Annotated in this window: 17 protein-coding genes; 4 read left to right on the top strand and 13 right to left on the bottom strand. The window is 48.1% G+C overall.

Annotated features, from left to right (window positions below; genetic code table 11):
- Positions 1–214: 214 nt before the first annotated feature.
- The 9 genes from POREN0001_RS02800 to POREN0001_RS02760 all read right to left on the bottom strand — a co-directional run bounded on the left by POREN0001_RS02800 (position 215) and on the right by POREN0001_RS02760 (position 9,743).
- Complete coding sequence (locus POREN0001_RS02800; RefSeq protein WP_004332802.1) at positions 215–718, bottom strand: RNA polymerase sigma factor; 504 nt, start codon at positions 716–718, stop codon at positions 215–217.
- Positions 719–1,096: 378 nt separating this feature from the next.
- Complete coding sequence (locus POREN0001_RS02795) at positions 1,097–1,840, bottom strand: DUF5020 family protein (RefSeq protein WP_004332759.1); 744 nt, start codon at positions 1,838–1,840, stop codon at positions 1,097–1,099.
- A gap of 111 nt (positions 1,841–1,951) precedes the next feature.
- The gene (locus tag POREN0001_RS02790) at positions 1,952–2,740 is read right to left on the bottom strand and encodes a hypothetical protein (RefSeq protein ID WP_004332870.1); all 789 of its coding nucleotides are present in this window, start codon (positions 2,738–2,740) and stop codon (positions 1,952–1,954) included.
- A gap of 41 nt (positions 2,741–2,781) precedes the next feature.
- Positions 2,782–3,999, bottom strand: a complete 1,218-nt coding sequence (locus tag POREN0001_RS02785; RefSeq protein WP_004332943.1) for a bifunctional 3,4-dihydroxy-2-butanone-4-phosphate synthase/GTP cyclohydrolase II — start codon at positions 3,997–3,999, stop codon at positions 2,782–2,784.
- A gap of 12 nt (positions 4,000–4,011) precedes the next feature.
- Positions 4,012–5,988, bottom strand: coding sequence for an LptF/LptG family permease (locus tag POREN0001_RS02780; RefSeq protein ID WP_004332814.1), 1,977 nt, complete (start codon positions 5,986–5,988; stop codon positions 4,012–4,014).
- 103 nt (positions 5,989–6,091) lie between these two features.
- The gene (locus tag POREN0001_RS08985) at positions 6,092–7,462 is read right to left on the bottom strand and encodes a DUF3078 domain-containing protein (protein ID WP_004332887.1); all 1,371 of its coding nucleotides are present in this window, start codon (positions 7,460–7,462) and stop codon (positions 6,092–6,094) included.
- Positions 7,463–7,483: 21 nt separating this feature from the next.
- Positions 7,484–8,158: a porin family protein gene (locus POREN0001_RS02770; RefSeq protein WP_004332742.1), complete on the bottom strand. Its 675-nt coding sequence runs from the start codon at positions 8,156–8,158 to the stop codon at positions 7,484–7,486.
- A gap of 21 nt (positions 8,159–8,179) precedes the next feature.
- Entirely contained in the window at positions 8,180–9,022 is an 843-nt protein-coding gene (locus POREN0001_RS02765) for a type 1 periplasmic-binding domain-containing protein (protein ID WP_248616545.1), read from the bottom strand.
- Between the two features lie 52 nt (positions 9,023–9,074).
- Positions 9,075–9,743 (bottom strand): LysM peptidoglycan-binding domain-containing protein, encoded by a 669-nt coding sequence (locus POREN0001_RS02760; RefSeq protein ID WP_004332925.1) that lies wholly within the window; start codon positions 9,741–9,743, stop codon positions 9,075–9,077.
- Between the two features lie 620 nt (positions 9,744–10,363).
- On the opposite strand from POREN0001_RS02760, the gene POREN0001_RS02755 reads away from it, so the two are divergent.
- Positions 10,364–11,599 carry a site-specific integrase gene (locus POREN0001_RS02755; protein ID WP_004332764.1) on the top strand — a complete coding sequence of 412 codons (1,236 nt, stop codon included), beginning with the start codon at positions 10,364–10,366 and terminating at the stop codon, positions 11,597–11,599.
- A gap of 15 nt (positions 11,600–11,614) precedes the next feature.
- Entirely contained in the window at positions 11,615–11,977 is a 363-nt protein-coding gene (locus POREN0001_RS02750; protein ID WP_004332947.1) for a virulence RhuM family protein, read from the top strand.
- A 49-nt stretch (positions 11,978–12,026) separates the two neighbouring features.
- Here POREN0001_RS02750 and POREN0001_RS02745 read toward each other — a convergent pair whose 3' ends face one another.
- Complete coding sequence (locus POREN0001_RS02745) at positions 12,027–12,329, bottom strand: helix-turn-helix domain-containing protein (protein WP_004332951.1); 303 nt, start codon at positions 12,327–12,329, stop codon at positions 12,027–12,029.
- A 37-nt stretch (positions 12,330–12,366) separates the two neighbouring features.
- Entirely contained in the window at positions 12,367–12,645 is a 279-nt protein-coding gene (locus POREN0001_RS02740; protein WP_040580319.1) for a helix-turn-helix domain-containing protein, read from the bottom strand.
- 222 nt (positions 12,646–12,867) lie between these two features.
- Between POREN0001_RS02740 and POREN0001_RS02735 the strand changes: the two genes are divergently transcribed.
- The gene (locus tag POREN0001_RS02735; protein WP_004332745.1) at positions 12,868–13,221 is read left to right on the top strand and encodes a helix-turn-helix domain-containing protein; all 354 of its coding nucleotides are present in this window, start codon (positions 12,868–12,870) and stop codon (positions 13,219–13,221) included.
- Positions 13,205–13,525, top strand: coding sequence for a helix-turn-helix domain-containing protein (locus tag POREN0001_RS02730; protein ID WP_004332869.1), 321 nt, complete (start codon positions 13,205–13,207; stop codon positions 13,523–13,525). The genes POREN0001_RS02735 and POREN0001_RS02730 overlap by 17 nt, the downstream gene beginning before the upstream one ends.
- 88 nt (positions 13,526–13,613) lie before the next feature.
- On the opposite strand, the gene POREN0001_RS02725 is transcribed toward POREN0001_RS02730, so the two are convergent.
- The gene (locus POREN0001_RS02725; protein WP_004332809.1) at positions 13,614–19,100 is read right to left on the bottom strand and encodes a helicase-related protein; all 5,487 of its coding nucleotides are present in this window, start codon (positions 19,098–19,100) and stop codon (positions 13,614–13,616) included.
- Positions 19,087–19,518 (bottom strand): DUF1896 family protein, encoded by a 432-nt coding sequence (locus POREN0001_RS02720; RefSeq protein ID WP_004332923.1) that lies wholly within the window; start codon positions 19,516–19,518, stop codon positions 19,087–19,089. Before POREN0001_RS02720 ends, POREN0001_RS02725 begins: the two co-directional genes overlap by 14 nt.
- Positions 19,519–19,645 lie beyond the last annotated feature (127 nt).

Raw genomic sequence — 19,645 nt, 5'->3', positions numbered from 1 at the left:
ATTGGTCGCTCTTAATTTGTCCCCTCCCTCCTCGTGGCTTGTAGGGAGTAGACCCAAAAATGAAAAGGACTGACTCCATCGTGTGAAGTCAGCCCTTTACTCGAAAATCAGAGCGAAACGAAACGCTTTTGGACGTGTTTGCGTTTCCTTTTACCTAGGAGGATCGTATTACTACTGTACCCCACAGGATATAGATATGTAGAGAAAAAGCTATTTAGCGCATGTCTCGAAGGCTCTTTTGCAACGCTTTGCGAGCAAAGAAGATTCGGCTCTTAACTGTGCCCTCGGGGATTCCTATCTTTTCGGCAATCTCACTGTACTTGTATCCACTCAGGAACATCTTGAAGGGGGTACGTGTATGTTCGCTGAGGTTGTCAATTGCCGAGTAGATCTCTCGAATATTCATTGCGCCATCAGGGGTACTATACCCACCCTCTGTCACCAAAGGAACATTCAGTATATCCACGGTTGTATCGAATATCTTACGACGACGCTCTACCCGATCTTGATTGTTGAGGAATATATTGTACATGATGGTCATCATCCAACCTTTGAAGTTGATGTCGCTTACAAACTTGTCTCTGTGGGTCAGAGCGCGAAGCGAAGTATCTTGTACGAGATCGTCTGCATCGTTGGTATCTTGCGTTAGTTTGAGAGCATAACGACGGAGATTCTCCTGCACCTCTTGGAGGTTACTCTGGAATTGCGTTCTGGTCATACTGTCACTCCTATTATATTTATCCTTACTATCTTTGTTTTATTCAGGGGGAGAGGCGGAAAAATGGTCTCTCCCTTTTTCTTGTAAGCAAAGATAGCCTATACATGATTTCTTCTTGATAGATGAAATCATCTAGTATTATTGATATTTTCTATATAGGCCTGTTTCGGATAGAGTCCTGCCTAGAAATAAAAAAATTGCAGGGCAAGATTTTCGCGAAATTTAGCTGATTCTTAGGAGTGTTTCCACCTGATTCCCTTTTTAATTTCAGCCATAAACTTTTGACGATGTCTGCCCAAAAAGAAACTTCGCCCACCAACTCCCCAAAAGAGGAGAGCCGTGAGCGAAGTTGTAGGGTGAGGGGTAAAAGGGAAGACCTTAGCGGAAGCTCCACTTGAGAGCCAGCGTAGGGGCTACGATCCATTGAGGAGCATCTACATTGCGCGAGATGCGGATCTCGGAGCCGATGCTAAGGTTTATATCATTGGGTATAGCCTCCAATTTATTGAGGTTGCACCAAAACTGGGGTTGCATCATTAGCTTAAAACGAGTATTCCACCCGGGCCTTTTGTCGGTTTGTTGCCAAAAGCTGATGAATCCGGTAGCTGAGAAAAGCCCATCCCCGGGAGCATACTTCCATACCGTACAAAGCTCGAAATTGTGGGGCTGAGGGGTAAGTCGGATATACTTATAGAGTAGGGCAGCACTGAGCATTAGGCGTCGGTCGCCTCTGAGGTAGGTGTACGAGCCTCCTGTCATAAAGGCGTCGTTCATAGAGATGGCTGTGTTACTTTGGGTTGCATTGACGAAGCGAAGCCCCCCATCGTAGCGTACATGCCAAGCAACAGGAGCCTGCCAAAAGCGAAGGTTGCGCATGAACTTCCAATTAGCACTTACAGCACCCTGCTGCAAAAAACTCATGTCGACAAAGTAAAAGGTATCGCCAAAGCGGTCTACACCCTGTTGCTCAATAGTCGCCGTGAGGGTGGGGCGAGCCATTTGCGTCTCTGGGTATAGATACCGCCCGAGGTCGTAGTGGAATTGTAAGTTTTGTGCATTTACAAGCCCGATACTGCACCAAGCAAGTATTGCGAGGAGACCATATAGTAGACGTCTTTTCATCGGAATGATTATAAGTTGTGCGTGATGGATGTTTGTGATGCGAATAAAAAAGGTACATCCCTCCCTCTCTTGGGAGAGATGTATCTTTCTCTCTTGAAAGCCTTGTTAGGCTTATTGCATGAATTCGAAGCTACCCGTAATGTTGATTTTTACACTCACCATGGTGCCTTGTGCTGCCATAGTACCCGATAGAGGGAGGGTGAGAAGTCCATAGATGGGAGCCCCGGTAGCTTTGTGAATCTCGTAGTTGAAGAGACCGCTACCCGAGAGGGGTATACCCTGCATAGACTGCTCTGCCGTGATCTTTGAGTCGATTACGTAGGAGTTATCACCTATAAGGGTAAGGGTAGATTTGGCTTTATTGTCACCGAATACGGTATCCTCCCAAGTGTCGCCTTGGGCTACGGCTTGTTTGGGATATAAGCCGGAGAGTGTGCTCGAAACAGCTTCGAATACCTTCTTTGCTGTCTCAGGAGATACGCTCTCATCCAGAGCTTTAGGTTCCCCCACAAGCTCGAAGTAAGGAGTTACTTCTGCTCGTACTACCTTGCCAGTATAGGCCTTTAGCTCCTTGTTATACTGTGTCTCCGTGGCGTCGGTAGAGCTTGCTGTAATATTGCCTTGGTCGCCTTTTACTTCTAGATCTGAGCGGTTGATGATCGCATCAATGATAAGGTTTTCGCCATTGAGGGATACGACAGAGAAAGCAAATTCGGTGCGAATCGTTGTTTTCGATTTCATGGTTTGCCCACCAAATGCCACCTCTTGATCCATTATTTGTTGGTAGCGGAGGGGAATCTTTTGTCCGGGTTGAAGCTTCAGACGAATATCTTCCTTCTGTGCATGCAACATGGCAATTGCTGCTACCATTGTAGCGAGAGAGATAATTAGTTTGCGCATAACGTTGATATTTTAATAGGTATTTATAGAGTTGTCTTTGCTTACTTTATGTTGTGCAACTTGTGCCCCATTCGCTCTTTTTTGGTGCGAAGATAGGTCGTATTGTAGGGGTTGGGTTCGATTTCGATGGGAACATTCTCTACCACCTCTAGCCCATAGCTCTCGATCCCCACACGCTTAACGGGGTTGTTGGTGATAAGCCGCATTTTGCCCACCCCTAGCTCGCGCAAGATCTGTGCTCCCACGCCATAGTCGCGTTCGTCAGCAGCGTGCCCGAGGTGCAGATTGGCATCAACGGTATCCATCCCATTCTCCTGTAGTTTGTAGGCTTTCATCTTCTCCATGAGACCAATGCCACGCCCCTCCTGGTTGAGATACACGACCATACCTTTCCCCTCTTTCTCTATGAGTTGCATGGCACGATGGAGCTGCTCTCCACAGTCGCAACGCTTAGACCCAAATATATCGCCCGTAGCGCACGAGGAGTGCATACGTACAAGTATCGGTTCGTCTTTGCTCCACTCGCCTTTGAATAGGGCAACGTGCTCCATGCCATTGGACTTCTGACGGAATGGGATGAGACGGAAGTCGCCATACTCCGTGGGCATATGTACTTCCACTCCACGCTCCACTAGCGACTCCTTTTGTAGTCGGTAGGCGATGAGATCTTTGATGGTGATGATCTTCATATCCCATTGCTTTGCTACCTCTACGAGCTGAGGGAGACGAGCCATTGTCCCATCTTCGTTAATGATTTCTATGAGGGCTGCTACAGGTTGCATGCCCGAGAGGCGAGCGAGGTCTATGGCAGCCTCGGTATGCCCGGCACGGCGGAGCACCCCACGAGAGCGCGCACGAAGAGGATTCACATGCCCGGGGCGAGCCAAATCCGTAGGTTGCGTTTTGGGGTCGGCTAGAGCTAAGATAGTTTGTGCCCTGTCGTACATCGAAACGCCCGTAGTGCAACCATGCCCGATAAGGTCTACTGTAACGGTAAAGGGGGTCTCATGTAGGCTTGTATTGTCGTGTACTTGCATATCGAGCTCGAGACGTGAGGCTACTTCTTCGCTGATAGGTGTGCAGAGTACCCCCCGCCCATAACGCATCATAAAGTTTACCTTTTCGGGGGTTATGGTTTCGGCCGCAGTGATGAAGTCGCCTTCGTTTTCGCGATCTTCGTCATCCACTACAATCACAAACTTTCCTTCCTTAAAGTCTGCTAGAGCCTCCTCAATTGTATTCAATTTATAGCTATCCATAGATGTGGTTTATTATTCTTCTTTATTTGTGGTTTCGTATATATTGGCAAGTTCGTCTAGGGTACGCCTGCATAGCTCCCATTGCTCCAAAAGCACTTTGCGTCGCCTTAATAAATACCAAACGTAAGGCAAAGATAAGGGTAAGATGCCCAATAAAACAATATATATTGCTTTTTTCTTGGGGAGTAGAGGGGCGAAAAGGCGGGGCAATTGGGGTAGATCCATTAGTTTGGCCAAGACCAATCTATTGTCTGTGTCTACAAGGCGATCTACCAAGCGATCTAGGCTTCGTGAGGTCTGACCATAGTCTCTATTGAGTTGAGACAGGGTCGAAAACCCGATACGGCGATGGGTAAAGAACGGATTCTTTGCCACCTCTTGCATTTTCTCTTGAGCCGTCGAGATAAGTTTTTTTGCCTCCTCGGTGGAGACGTAGTTGAGGATAAGTTCTTTGGGAATTATATTGCGGATACGCTCCGGACGCAGGAACTTTTTGAGTCGGAACATCAGCTCGTCAAGGTTGAGAGCCACGGAGTCTCGGGAGGCTTCGTAGGTGAGGAAGGCTCCAATGGGGAGGAGTATAAAGGTCGAAAACCACATCCCCAACCACGTGGGCCAAGTGCCGTTGTAGCTCAGGTTGAAGCCCAGAGTGTCTATCATATAATAGACAACAAAGAGCAGGATGCTAGCGACCATAGGCATCCCAATGCCCCCTTTGCGAATGAGAGCTCCTAGGGGAACTCCAATGAAAAAGAACACAATACACGCCACAGGGAACGTGAACTTGCGGTGTCGCTCTTGGCTGTGTGAACGGAAGTTGTACGCCTCGGCTTGATAGGCTCCATCCCAGAAGGTGGCAAGTTCTGTCATGTTGTGCAGCTTTTCGGAGGCGTTTTTGAGAGCCGTCTCTAGCTGCTCGGGGCTTGCCATGCGGTAGAGACTATCGAGCGTTATCTGCTGCCGTTTTGCCCCTTGCTCCAAAGCTTGCAAATGTTGCTTCGCCTCCGGAGAGGGATCTAAGGGGCGTATACTTGTTTGGGTGTACCTATCGGCCAACGAACCGGAGAGTGCCTCTCGGGCATTGCTGCGGCCTACACTATCGAGGTTGTATATGGCAGTATCTCGGATATAGCGATTGAGTTGCAAAAGGTTTTTTCCTACGAATTGGCTACGTAGCCCCTCATCGTCGATCATTTTGAAGTTCGTATCGAACCAAATAACAATGCGTTTATGCGAAAAATGCTCCTTGAGGTAGGAGGCAGGCAGGTCTCTATCGTAGGAGGAGGCATTGCTGGAGCCCTCGAAGAATGAGCCCTGAGAGAGTTGCTCAAAGCTCTCGCCCTGGTAGAGATCGAGGGTAAGGAATGTTTTGGAGGCATCCATTTGTAGTTTTCCCGAGTCTGCTAGTACGATCCGTGGTTGGCTGCTCCCCCTGGAGAAATCATAGATCATGAGTTCGTGTAGGGTGCGATTTTCATGATCTTTTTTCTTGACAAATAGGCTATATCCGGGTATCTGATTGTAGAAAACTCCTTGGGGAATTTCCAAATCGGGGCGTGATTGTTGTGCCGAAAAGATGATCTGAAAGAACTTTACTTGGGCGTCCATCATGGCTGTATTGAGGTAGACAAAAAGAGCTAACCCAATAGTAATACCCACAACAAAGAGGGGAGACATGATACGATATAGGGGAACGCCTGCGCTTTTCATGGCAAGCAACTCGAGACGTTCGCCCAACCCCCCAAAGGTCATTACGGAGGCGAGCAAAATGCCCAGCGGAGTTGCCGTAGGGAGTGCCATTACGGCAGCATGGAAAAGCAACTGGATAAGAACCCAAGTATCAAGCCCTCGCCCCACGATTTCATCGGCACGAGACCAAAGCATTTGCATCAGTACGACAAACCAGCAGATCACAAAAGTCATAACCAGCAAGGGCATGAACTGCTGGATTATGTACGTGTACATCCGCTTGGGAGGGGCTATCTTCATCTTGTACTAATTCCAATACGTCCTACAAAAGTACAATAAATGCTGACCATCCCTCACTGTCGTATGTTTCTAAGAACCATAGTCTTGAGGTGTGGTATGGGGGTTAGATATTCATCTCAAACCCAAAACTCAAGAGCTGATTAACCTGTATGCGCGACATTAAATCCGCTCCGTGAGATGCAGCATCATCGAAGCGAAGATGTAGATTCACTCGTGTTGAGAAAAATTTGGAGAAGGCAAAGATGAGGGCATTCTCCCATTCTGTTTCTACACGCTTGTAACTTGTATTGTAGTAGAAGCGAGATTGCCAACGGAGGCTCTGCGAAAAGTCCCAGGTGAGGTCGGCTCGAAGCATCGAACCAATCGCGGAGTAGAGCGTCTTTCCGTCCTTAAAGCCGTGGCGAGCTAGGTCTATATCACGACGTTGTGTCCAGCGGAAGTCGTAGGCAATAGGGGCTAGATTGACTTCGAAGTGAGCCTTACGGCCATAGTGAGTACTCGACTTGTAGTTATAGGCATACTTGAGACCAAGCCCCACTGTGGCAACGATGGGAGAGAGGGGGCCGCTCAGAGCCAATGTTTTATTTTCCTCTCGCATGTTAAATGCTTGCGTGCGTATCTCGGCATCTAGGGTATAGAAAAGATTCTTTACGGCTTGGATACCTAGGTTGCTATGGAGGCGGATAAGATCGTCTGCTATGCGGTAGCGTCCCACTGTATCCGAGGGACTCGTGAAAATACTCAGCCGCCACTCAAGTTCATTATTCCAAGAGAGTTTTTCCTTCTTGTAGTCGAGTTTGAAGAATTGACGGCTATAGAGATTGAGATTGCTGCTCCCCCCTTTGTGCCAATTGCTGGAGATATAGTTTTGAGAGAACTGAATAACACTATTCCATCCCGGGGTCCAATATTTGCGCGGAGCCATAAAACGTCTCAGACCGGATAGGGGACCTTTGTCTAATACTCCTACGCTGGGAGTTTCTCCAATGGCTACACTTGTTAGCGCAATCTTCTCTGCTGTTATGCGGTGTGCCTCTAGATCGGTATGAGTTTCACGAAAGATCCGAGGGTAGCGAGATTGGATCTGTTGAAAGAGCTCTTCATCAAGCTTATACCCCTCGACCATAGACTCTATCCCTCTGGGTTGTTTGAGGGGATTGGCTACAGAGAGATGGGTAAGAGGGATGGGCTGTAGGTGTGTCGCGTACTCATGCCGGAGCTGTGCCGGACGTGTGGAGGGAGACATGGAAAACCAGCCTGCAAGCCAGGACCTGTAGGGCGATTTCGGAACGGGTATGACCCTACTATCTTTTGTATCTTCCTCTATTTGTGGTGATTGCTCCGGACGTTGATAGAGAGAATCTGATGTTACAGGCTTTTGTGCATAAGCAAAGGAGGGAGTGGTGAAGGTCAGTATCGTTGTCCCAAAAACCATAGTACAAAGGAGCAACGAGCGCAATATATTTCGTTTCATTGGGTGAGAAATTTTTCCTTTCTAGAGTAGTCTGAATAAGTAAGAAACCTTGGCAACACCTGCCATTTCGCTGGCTTTGCTGTAGGGATCGGATACGGTGGTGTTGAAGATATCATTGAATCCGTAGTAAAAACGCCCCTCTAGTTCGATGCGGTGCTGACCGATAGTGAGAGCAACAAGAGGCCCTCCTATCACCCCCCAAGCAAAGCGGTGGGAGGTTGCTATAGAGTGTCGTAATGTTTCGCCTTCGGTGAATGAGTCTCCTTGGGCATGACTTTTCTCCCCCAGCATATACCCGATTTGTGGCCCCACTTTAAGCCCTAGACGTACCCTGCCTATGGGGTAAAAAAGCTGACATAGTAGAGGCATCTCGACAAAGTGTAAACGGCGTGTATAGGCAGTACCTGCGCGTGATGCCGAGTAACGTTCCGTCCAGCCTCTCTGTGCATAGTTAAGCTCAAGAGATAGGGCTGTATAGGGACTATTCTCTATCGAAACAGAGGCCCCTATCGTTGGTCCCATGCAGATGTCTTGTAGCACATTAGGCATAAAAGCAACCTGAGAGAAGGTCATGCCTATAGAGCCGCCAAGATGTAGAGAGGGATCTACAATGCTCGGGGTTTGAGTTTGAGCTGAGAGAGAAAAAAACGTACCAAGGGTAATGACCCCGATGCGAATTGTGCGAAATAGAGACATATCTCGGCGCTTACTACGAGGCTAGAATATGACCTTATGTCGTGTACCTACGCCATTGGCAGAGTAATTGATGAAGAAAAGCCCCACGCTCGTGAAGTGATTTTCTCCATCGGCTTTGCGGAATACAAAGTCACTCTGCAAGCCATCATGAGGGATTTCTCCGAAGGCTTGAGGTATCTGTATGCCATGCCAAGTCCAAGCTTGTACAAAGTACCGTGCTACATCATAGCCCAAAACGGCATACTTTGGGTAGCCGTCGAGGCGAGTCCCATTGAACCATTTGCTATATTCTTTGGCAAACTGAATGTTTTCTGTTTGGGTCTCGTCGAAGTAGAAAGAGGAGTAAATAGTGCTCTCTAGGGCTCCTATTTTTTTCAGGAAGTCAGATCCGTACGATTGCCACTCTGGGTAACCGAAAAGATGAATATGAGACGAGCCCCCAAAGGCTTTCTCAATGGATTTGAGCACCATCTGAGTTGGCTCTAGACGACCATCATTGAGCATAATGATGGTCTCTTTATTGTCTTTTTCAAAGTTCCAATTGCCTGTTTTGGCATCGTAGAAACTGCATACTTTGTATGAGACTCCCTCTTTGTCTAGACGTTTTTTGAGGGCGTTGATAACAGGGATATGGTTGCCCGATGGGTGCTCTACAAATACAATCCTACGGCCATGAGCCTTGTCGGCAAAGGCAAGGGATAGGTAGGGGTAGAGATCTTTCTGGTCGGGATTGAGTTGATATACCGTATTGGAGTATTGGTTAGAATGGCTTTGAGCAATAAAGGGGGAGACGTAAATGACTTCTTTTCCTCTTACATACCGACTCAAAATCCGAGTGGTACCATCGGTGTGTCCTCCTATGATGATATTGCAGGGGTCGAGCTTCCCCTCGTTGATAAGCTGCTGGACGGTTTGCTCATTTTCGGCATGATATGTATCGATGTGAGCAGAGATACCCCCCCTCTTTGAGCTTCAAAAGCCCCATCAAAAAGCCTTCGTAGAAGTGGATATAACGCGCTGGTCCATTTTTGCCCACAGGTAACAACAGGGCAATATGAGCCTTGTTAGTTTGGGTTTGCTCCTGGGTTTTTGTAGGAGTAGTTTGCTTTTGAATTGTTTTATTCCCAGAGGGAGAAGGGGCAATATTGATTACACTACCCACGGCAATTTGATCTGCTTCCAATCCCGGATTTAGTTTTAGGAGGGCAGGTACTGTAGTGCCATACCGGCGAGCAATAGCGTAAAGAGTGTCCCCACTCTGCACTACATGTTGGTTTGCTTGTGCGCCGGAGGTGGTAGAGGATTGCTTTTGTGTTTTCTCCGATTCGGTCTTTTGTGGAGAAGGTATTTGTAAGCGTTCTCCGATACGAATACCATACTCAGAACCGGGGTTGAGCCTATATATATCCTCTTCGGATACTTTATATCGGCGAGAGATTGAGTATACCGTCTCTTTTTCTTGTACTATATGGACGTATGTTTTTGCTGTTTGAGCAGAAAGCCACGTGTACGAAAAAGAAAGTGTCACAAAGAAGGTTAGGAGGAAAAGTGACTGCCTGACACCTCTCAGTAGGGTTGTTTTCATATCTAGTTTACTCTAGTTTCCTATACGATTTGGCAAAGATACTAATCACTGAGCAATGAGCCTTCTTTTCTCCTTTTAGTTGAGTCTGTTTTCCCTTTTTCATTCTTTATTGATATTTCTCTAGTCCGTTGATGGATAGGAATTTATCCTTGCTGTGCAGACGAGGAGGTTAGAGGAATAGAAAAATGTAGGGAGAAATGAAAAATAAATAGGGCAGAAATAAAAATGTTTCTGCCCTAGAATTATTTCTTTTTTGCTGAAAATCTATCCCAAAGGTCCAAAAAATGGCAGAACAGTGCAAATGAATTGTGAGTCAGTCAATTCTGATTTTTAAGCCATTTGGCGGAAAACCTTGAAAAGACAGGTTTATGCCAACTTCGGACAGAGCAGCGTTACCAAAACATTACCTCCCCTTCTGAAAACAGGGATTAGGAAAAGTGGTAACGAATAGAGCAAAATCCGATCTGAACCCATAGGATTATCTTCGGCAAAGATACTTTGATGGCAGGAAAGAAGCAAATAAATTGCACACAGTTTCTTTACCATTGAACGACAATGTTTTGCGTAGCAACAAATAACCTGACAATAAATAGTTTTGTAACCCATAAAAGGTCAGAGTTATGCGTAGTACGTTTAAGGTTTTGTTCTACCTCAAAAAGAACGCTCCCAAGAAGAACGGTTCCGTTCCCGTGATGTGTCGCATCACCATTGATGGTACGATAGCCCAGTTTAGTTGCAAATGTGATATTCATCCCGACTTGTGGAACATCAAAAGCAACCGAGCATCGGGCAAAAGTACTGTAGCATTGGAAACGAACCGTTTCTTGGACAAGATCCGTGTCGGCATCAATGCCAAATACAAGGAGATAGCCGAGCGGGATAACTATGTCACTGCCGAGAAAGTGAAAAACGCCTTCTTGGGCTTGGAAATGCGACACGAAACCTTGCTGAAAGTCTTTGCCCAGCATAATGAAGATTTTTTCAAACAGGTCGATGCAGGCTTGCGATGCCCATCCACCTACAACAAGTATTGCACGGTCTATAAACATTTGGAGGAGTTCATCAAGACCCGCTACCGTGTCAGCGACATTGCGCTAAAAGAACTCACTCCGGCTTTCATCACCGACTTCGACATCTTCCTGCGCACCGAAAAGCAATGCTGTAACAACACGGTATGGATTTACATGATGCCCCTGCGCCGTATGATTACCATTGCCCAAAATCACGGCTGGATAGTCCGCGATCCTTTTGTGGATTACAGCATATCCGCCGAAAGTACCGACAGGGACTATCTGACGAAAGATGAAATCCGCCAATTATTGGATTTGAAATTCCGACGCAAGTCAATGGAACTTGCTCGGGATTTGTATGTTTTCTGTTGCTTTACAGGCTTGTCCTTTACAGATATGAAGAACCTGACCAAGGACAACCTTCAAACTTCCTTTGACGGGAAACTCTGGATTATGACCAAGCGGCAAAAGACGGGTGTGGAGTCCAATATCATGCTCTTGGATATTCCGAAGCAGATTATCGATAAATACGATGGTATGGCAAAAGACAACTTGCTTCTGCCCGTTCCGACGTATATAACTGCTTGTAAGAACATCAAGAAAATCATCGGACTCTGCGGTATTGAAAAGGAGATTACGTGGCACACCAGCCGCCATACTATGGCAACGGAAATCTGCCTGACCAACGGCGTGCCCATCGAAACCCTTTCCAAGATGCTCGGACACACGAATATCCGAACCACGCAGATTTATGCCAAAATCACCCACGAAAAGGAAAGTCGGGACATGGCGGCACTTTCCGATAAACTGAGTAAGATAGAGCAGTTCAATGGGATCACTATATAATAAGGAGGACGAACGATGAAAAGAGAAATCATAACCATTGAGGAGAATGGGAATGTACACGTTCCTACGGCTTCCATTTGGATGTCGGCTTGCGAAATAGCCGCCTTGTTCGGGGTATTCTCTGGTAAGGTAAACAGTCACATCAAATCTGTCTTCAAAGAGGGTTTACTCAGAGAAGATGAGGCGATGCAAACCCTATTGTTCAAGGGCGGTGCGGTGGATTTATACAATATTGAAATGGTAACGATGCTATCGTTTCGATTTGCCTCTCCACAAACCAAGAATTTCCGTCAATGGATAATCGGAAGACTGACCGAAAAGAAGAGGACAAGTCCTTCATTACTTGTGTGTTACGGCAAAGGTGGATGGTACAACTGAATATGAGAACAGGCAGTAAAAAAAATGTTTCTTACTGCCTGTTTCTCCGTCAAGGCTTCTCAAACCGAGGACGGTAATTCTCCTGCAATAGCTTTTCCACATCTTCTTCTCTGTAGAGAACTTTCCCACCCAGTTTAATAAAAGGGATTCTCCCTACATTCCGATAGTCTTGTAACGTGCGTCGGTTAATATGCAACAGGCGGGAGAGTTCGCCATCCGTCAGGTAACGATGCCCGCCCAATAAGGGTCTGTTCTTTTTCCTTAGAGCATCTATCCCTTTCATCATACGGTCGATGGCACTGAAAAAGAGCCTGATTTCTTCGTTGTTCTTTGTTTTTACGTCATTGCTCATCTGCTTACATTGGATTTAGTGGTGATAAATTCTTTGATTATGGAGAGGCGGATTGTTCTATCAACCGCTCTATATCTTCCGGTTTATAGTACATCTTATAGCCTATTTGCGTATAGGGTAAAGTGTGGTTATCCCGATAGGTTTGCAGGGTGCGCAAACTGATGTTCAGGATTTGGCAGACATCCTGATTGTCCAACCATCTGCCCATACGCCTTTCGTCGCATTCCCGACACAAAGCATCCACTTTGGCGGTCAAAATGCGAAAACGTTCCATTATGGCTTCATACGTTTTCTTCTCGATTGTTACAACTTCCATATTCTTGTCTGTTTTTGATTTTACACTTTGTGCAAATGTACTTATGGAGTAGGTACTCAAAAGCCGCTTTTCCCTTACTGCGTACTTGTGGCTTCGATATGGAGGCTTTTGTCAATTCATAGGTCTATCGTTACATAAAAATCTTTCACATGTTATTAACAACCAGTGAAAAAGAGCAAAAGTATCTCCCGAACTTTGCATCATAATCAAATTCAAAGAGCTATGGATGTTATTACAATCGAAAGCAAAGCCTACTACGAACTGATGGGCAAAATAGAGAAGATTCTCCGGTATATAGAGAAGGAAGAAAAGGCAAAGGCAGCGTACGAGAACTGCCTCGTTACCAACGATGAGTTAGCCGAGATACTCGGTATCAGTAAGCGCACGCTTCAGCGGTTACGCAGCGCAGATAGAATCAATTACAAGCTGATTTATGGGCGTTGCTACTACGACCTGCATGACATTGAGGAAGCGATACATAACAGAAGCCTCTATTGTAACCCGAAAAATATGGAAGAGCTACGACACAATTTCAAACTCAAAAGCAGGAGGATTAAGGATGGAACTATTGGATAGAGAGACCTTCCTTGAATGGATGGAACGCATCATGAAGCGCTTCGATGACTTGAAGCAGACGACTGCCGACATCCCCCAACGTCCGATGATAGATGGAGAACCGCTGCTGGATAACCAAGAGGTCTGTCTGATGCTCCAAATCAGCAAGCGCACCTTGCAACGTTATCGGGCATCGGGTACACTTCCTTTCCACATTGTTTACCACAAGACGTGGTATTTGGAATCGGAAATCCTTGCCTTTATGCAAACCCACTTTACGGAGAACCTCAAACGCAAGAGGAAGAGACCGCCCAAAGACACGTAATTTCGGATTGTACGCAACAGCAAAGCCCCCGTTTTGTCGTAATGACAAGTCGGGGGCTGCCGTTTGAATGTGATGATAACATTACAGATTATATTTTCGGTCTGACAACGAACACCTTTTCTGCCAGAGACGGCGGCAGTCCGTCCATAGAGGGCTGTGTAGCGGAGATACTCTGCCCGCTGCTTTCCAACGGTCTGTCGGTTTGAGCCGCAGAGGTGCTGACGAAGGGAGCGGTGACAGTCGGCTCAATCGGACGTGGCCGTTCCAATTCTTCCGTCTTTCCTTCGCCGTCCTGCATCACCTCCGTTCCTTCTTGCTCACTCTCTCCCTGCTCAATCGGTTTTAGAGATAGCTGTATCTTGCGGTCAAGGGCGGCGAGTTCCGTTTTGAGGTCTTTGAGTTGCTCTTCCTTCTTCCAAGAGCCGTTCACGACCTCCTGCAAAACCGGAATATCCTTGGCTATCTTTTCCGTGTCCGCCTTAAACTTCTCAATCAAGCCGGGTATCTTCTCCAAGGCGTTCAGGAAGTTCATGCAGGCGAGTTGCGGGTCTGCCGCAATCCTGCCGTTGTTGTAGCTGTACTTCATTCCGCTTTCTCCCATCACGAAGAACTTGTTCTGCGAAAAATCGAAAAGGTCTTTGGAGGAAGACTCCGTCTTGACCACGAGGTTAAATCCGTAGAGTGTTCCGATATTGAAATACTCTCCCCGTGTGCAGGCTTTCTCGTTGATTTCCGCGAGTTTGGCAGCAATGCGTTTCGGGTCGCTTCCTTCCACCCCTTTGAGCGTTATCGGATTGAGAATATTGCCGTCCTTATCCTTTTGCACACGGCTTTGGTACAAATCCCAGTCACTTTGGAAACGGGCAATCAGCTCCTTGTTGCCGCCCACCGTCCGCATAACTTCATCCAATCGGCTTCGGGAGGATGACTTACTGCGAATGAACGCCTGCCGTTCGCTGTCCAAGCCGGCAATCTTCTTTTCCAACTTTGCCTTTTCCAGCAAGTCGGTATTCCCCGAGAGGATGGCTACATATTCGGAGAAATTCATTCCCGACTTCTCGTCCATACTTCCCTCATCAATGGTACGGCTACCCATACGGTTGTTTTTAAGCTGTTCGATGAAGAGTTGCTTGTTGTGCAACAGATTGAATTTATAGCTATCGAGCGACTTCTCCACGGCGTAGATGATGACATCCACCTTATTGTCCGCATGAAATTTGGCGACCTCGTTCCCCTTACGCACGGCTCTCCCGTCCCTCTGCTCCAAGTCGGAAGGACGCCACGGTGTGTCCAGATGATGGATGGCAACGGCACGCTTCTGGGCGTTCACACCCGTGCCGAGCATACTCGTAGAACCGAAAAGCACTCGAATTGAACCTTCATTCATTCCCGCGATGAGCGTCTTTCGAGCCTTGTCGGTCTTAGCTTCCTGAATGAAGCGTATCTCCTGAGCAGGAATGCCGTGATCTTCCACCAACTTTCGTTTGATTTCGCTGTAAGGATTCCATTCACCGGGCTTATAAGTACCGAGGTCGCTGAACACAAACTGCGTTCCTTTCTGCTCATTGAACTTCCGGTAGTACTCCGCTATCTTGGCGGCACAGTGGGAAGCCTTGTTGTCCACATGATCTCCGTACCTGTTCGGGTCAATGAGCCTCAGATCCAAGCTCATCTTCCTCGCCATATCTGTGGCAATGAGCATCTTGGCTTTTTCCTCCCGTTCGGAGAGTTTGGGACGTCCCAGCAGTTCCGCGTTGCCCGTCTTGGCAAATTCCACCAACTTGGTGATGAATTCCTCCTGTTCGGGAGTGGGCGGTATGTTGTGCATAATCTCATTCTTTTCCGGTCGGTCTATGCCGATGTCCTGCGCCGTCCTGTAATCAGTGATTTGAGCGTAGAACGCCGCCAGCTCCGGTACTTTGATAAAATAGCGGAAACGCTCCTTCTGCACGATTTCATTGGTGACGGAGAACTCATAGTCCACAGACTTCTTGGCGAAGATGGCAGCCCACGCGTCAAAGGTCTTGATATGCTGGGCTTCGAGAGCTTGGGGACGCAGGTACTTGAACAGCAGATACAACTCCGTGAGGGAGTTCGATATGGTCGTACCCGAAAGGAAAGTGGCTCCCAAGTCTTTTCCCGTCCGCTCCTGTATTGTGCGGATGGCAAAAAGCATATTCAAGGCTCTTTGGCTCCCCTCACTGTTGCCAAGCCCTGCCACTCTGTCGTGGCGGGTGTTGAACATCAGATTCTTGAACGTATGCGACTCGTCCACGAACAAATGGTCTATACCCATTGTCTTGAAATCCACCACATCGTCCTTTCGGTTCTCTATCTTGAACTTGATTTCATCCAGCTTCGCCTGCAAGTTCATCTGTCGCTTGACAAGTCCTTTCTCCATTGCACGGGAAATACTATGCCCTTGTCGGCGCAGAACTTCCAAGTTCTCTTCCACGCTGTCCAGTTCGTCCTGAAGGATTTTCTGCTGTATCTCGTCCGACTGCGGTATCATGCCGAACTGGTCGTGCGTGAGTACAATGCAATCCCAGTTGTTGTTCTTGATGTCGTGGAAAATCCGCTGCCGCTTATCGGGCGTGAAGTCGTTCTTGCCCGGATAGAGCAGCTTGGCATTCGGGTAAGCCGTTTGGAAAGTCTGTGCTATCTCCTGTACGTTGGCTTTTAGAGCGAGTATCATCGGCTTGTTCGCCAAGCCGAGCCGCTTCATCTCATAAGCTGCCGTACACATGATGAGCGTTTTTCCCGCTCCCACCTGATGGTCGCAGATCCCTCCTCCATTGAGTTTGAGCATCCACACAGCATCTTTCTGACTATCGTACAGGCTTTCGATACCCAAGCCTTTCAGATTAAGGTTGGGGAATGTCTGGTGGGAACCATCATACTGGGGACGAACAAAACAATTGAAAGTGTCATTGTAGAGTTTCTCCAACCGCTGCTTGAACTCATCGCTCTGCTCGTTCAGCCAATCAGTAAAGCCGTTTCGTATCTCATCGATTTTAGCGTTTGCCATCTGTATGGCTTCCGTGTCCCGTACCTTGACCTCCTTGTCGCCGACCATGATTTTCTTGGTGATGTCGGGCGTTGTATTCAGCAAGGCGTGCTTCATCAGGGTAATACCATCGTAGCGACGATGCTGTCCCCGCACACAGAACCTGTCCCAGATATTGGCATTGTGCATCCGTGCCTCCACAGAGTATTCGTCCGCACTTGAATTGTAGCGTATCATCACCTCCGTGTCGAAGAGGTACGAGGCATAGTCTGAGTAGAGATTTACGGGAATCCATCGTTCCCCGAAGTTGAAATCCAAGTCCACGAAGGGTATCGGTTCGGGAATGGCATCTTTCAGTGCCTGCAAGGAGGCTTGCGCCCTTGTGTCTTCCGGATGCTCCAAAAGATATTGTCCGATACGCTCCGAAGCGGCAACCACATTGCCCGATATGAACTTCTCGGCGATTTCATACTCTCCCTCCAAGGGATTGTAGTAAATCCTGTCGTGCAGCTCGAAGAGCATCTCTTCCTCGGAGGTGTCGGGGAGCAAAGAGAGCATATACTCGGTGTCCACCGCTCCGAACTTATTGAGTGACGCCGAGAGAGCCTCTTGGGCATTGCTCACCTCTGTCACTTCGTGCAGGCTGAACGAAACGGGCTGACGGAAAATGTCGGCTTTGAGCGTTTCTTTATCCACCTTCCGTTCCAAGAAGAGGATTTCCCTGCCACCAGCATCCATCAGGATCTGCTCGTGGTTCTTGCGGTCATTCAAATGCCCGTACAGCCGCACGAAACGGTCGTACAGTTCATTGAGGTTCTCTCGCAAGGATTCATTCGCCACCTTGCGTTCCGCCTCATAATCATAGAGGGCGTGGTAGGCATCCCGTAGGTCTATGTAGAGCAACATTTTCTGTCGTTCTTGGGACGGGAGGTCTATGGGCTGGAACATTCGGTTGTCCTCCATATCACGGACAAGCATTCCGACTTGAAAGTCCGAAGCCAGCAAAGACCCCTCTCTGAGGTGTTCGTGCCATTCCCCCTCATAGAGGCGCTGCTGCATCCCTTTCTCCTTGTCCTGCTGCCACCACAGCTCTCCCGTGTCTTTCAGCCCCAGTGCCGTATCATTGCTTTGTGAAGTCTCGGAAAAGATGGAGGGTGATACGACAGATTTCAGTTTTGCAGCAGCTTTACGTTTGGGCTTTTCCTCCGGGATAACATTGCCGAAAAGGTCGAGCAGTTGTACCTGCGGTGTGACACTGCTTCGGGCTTGCTCCACAGGCTGTTCCTCTTTCGGTTGCACCTCCTTTTGGTGCGGTTGCTCCTCTGTCGAAGCGGCAGGCGTAAGCGTAGCTTCTTCCTGCTTGACTTCGGGAGAAACGGCAACTTTGGGCTGCTCCTGAATGGAGATATGCTTTTGGTACAATGCCATGTCCAAGCGTTTGGCTAAATCCGCCCGCAGGATTTTTCCCATATCGGTGGCGATGCCTTCCGCTCCGCCCTCGTGATGGAACAGGATGGCGGGCTTGCCGTAAGGGTCGGTATCCTGCTTCCACTCGGTATGCACGATTTGCGACATACTTCGCAGATAGGTGTTGAACAGCACTCCACTGGGGCGTTTCTCGCTCTTGATGAAACGCTGTTCCTCTTCGGTCAAACTTGTCTTGCCGCTCTGCTTTTGCAGGACAATCAGGTCACTGCCCACTTCCGTCCCTGCATTCTCCGAGAAGAGATTGTTGGGCAGACGGACTGCCGAGACAAGGCGGGTATGGCTCATCAGCCACTCCCGTACAGGCTCGTTCGTTGGAGCGTTCATAACTCCTTGCGAGGTGATGAACGCCAGCACGCCACCCTCACGGAGCATATCCACCCCCTTGACGAAAAAGTAATTGTGCAGGGACATGCGGGCGATCTTTCGGGCAGGTTCGTCCGTCTTGCTGAAAACAGGGTCGAAGACGGCCACATCTCCAAAAGGAATGTTGCTGCTGACCACATCGAAATAACCTCCGAGCTTGGATTCGATTTCCTCGAAGCCTCGGATGCGTATCTTGTCTTCGGGATGCAGAGCGGAGAGCATCTGTCCCGTAAGGATGTCTTTCTCAAAACCGAAGGTCGTATGCCCTTCGGCTGCAATGCCGTCAAAAGAGCGGATGAACTCGCCCATTCCTGCCGAAGGGTCGAGGATGCGTTGAGGGACGATGCCTGCCTCCCGTAAGGAAGCGGCAATCTCCCGTACTACGGGTGCAGGAGTATAGAAAGCGGTCATCACGGAATTTTTCAGGCTCTGCATATAGCTCTTGTATTGCGATTCGGAGGTGGTGTTATCCCGAATGGTGCGATGCAGTTCCATCACCAAGGAAAATAGCTCCAACTCCGACTTGTTCCACCGGGCGATGTCCTCCATCGTGTTGGCGGGAGAGAGGATACACTTCAAAGCCCCGAAGCCCGTATAAGCTCGCAACACCTCCATTTCCTCCTCCGTTGCCGTGCGTTGTTCCCGATGCAGGGCAAAGACCGTCTTGATGGCTTCTATGTTCGCCCTTAGATGCTCCTTCTTGTTATAACTTGCCATCTTCTTCGAGTTTTAGTTGAACAAAACCCGTAATCTCCGTATAGAGGGAGTTGTATTCGGGCATATAGGCGAACTCGTCCGAAATAGGATACTTGGCGAAGATGCTTTCTAAGAGCGGGCGCAGGCGGATAGCGGTCTCCCTGACAGCTTCAAGCGGCACTTCAGCAGAGAACTCGTTCCAAAGAACAGAGGAGATGGTATCGTGGTGGGAAAAGTGCAGACCCGCATAGAGCGTCTTATTGGCGACACCGATACATTCGGCTATGGGAAGTCCGGCATTGAAGGCTTCGGCATAGACTTCGGAAGCGGCTGCCGCACGCTCTTTGACGAAGGGAATGTCATCGGCTTTTTCGGGATGGCTTTCCCGAAGAAAAGAGAGCAGGGATAGCTCGTAATAGGAAAATCGAATGGCTGTCATATCTGTGATTTTAATGGGTATATAATGCAAAGGCACTCGACGTCCCCGCCGAGTGCCACCACTAAAATCCGCAGTAAAAACAACAGGATTGTTTATGACCGCTTCATTCAGTGGCAAAATTAGCAAA

The organism is Porphyromonas endodontalis ATCC 35406 (assembly GCF_000174815.1).
Lineage (GTDB): Bacteria > Bacteroidota > Bacteroidia > Bacteroidales > Porphyromonadaceae > Porphyromonas > Porphyromonas endodontalis.
The sequence above is the reverse complement of the archived record's forward strand: the minus strand, read 5'-3'. Positions and strand labels throughout refer to the sequence as shown.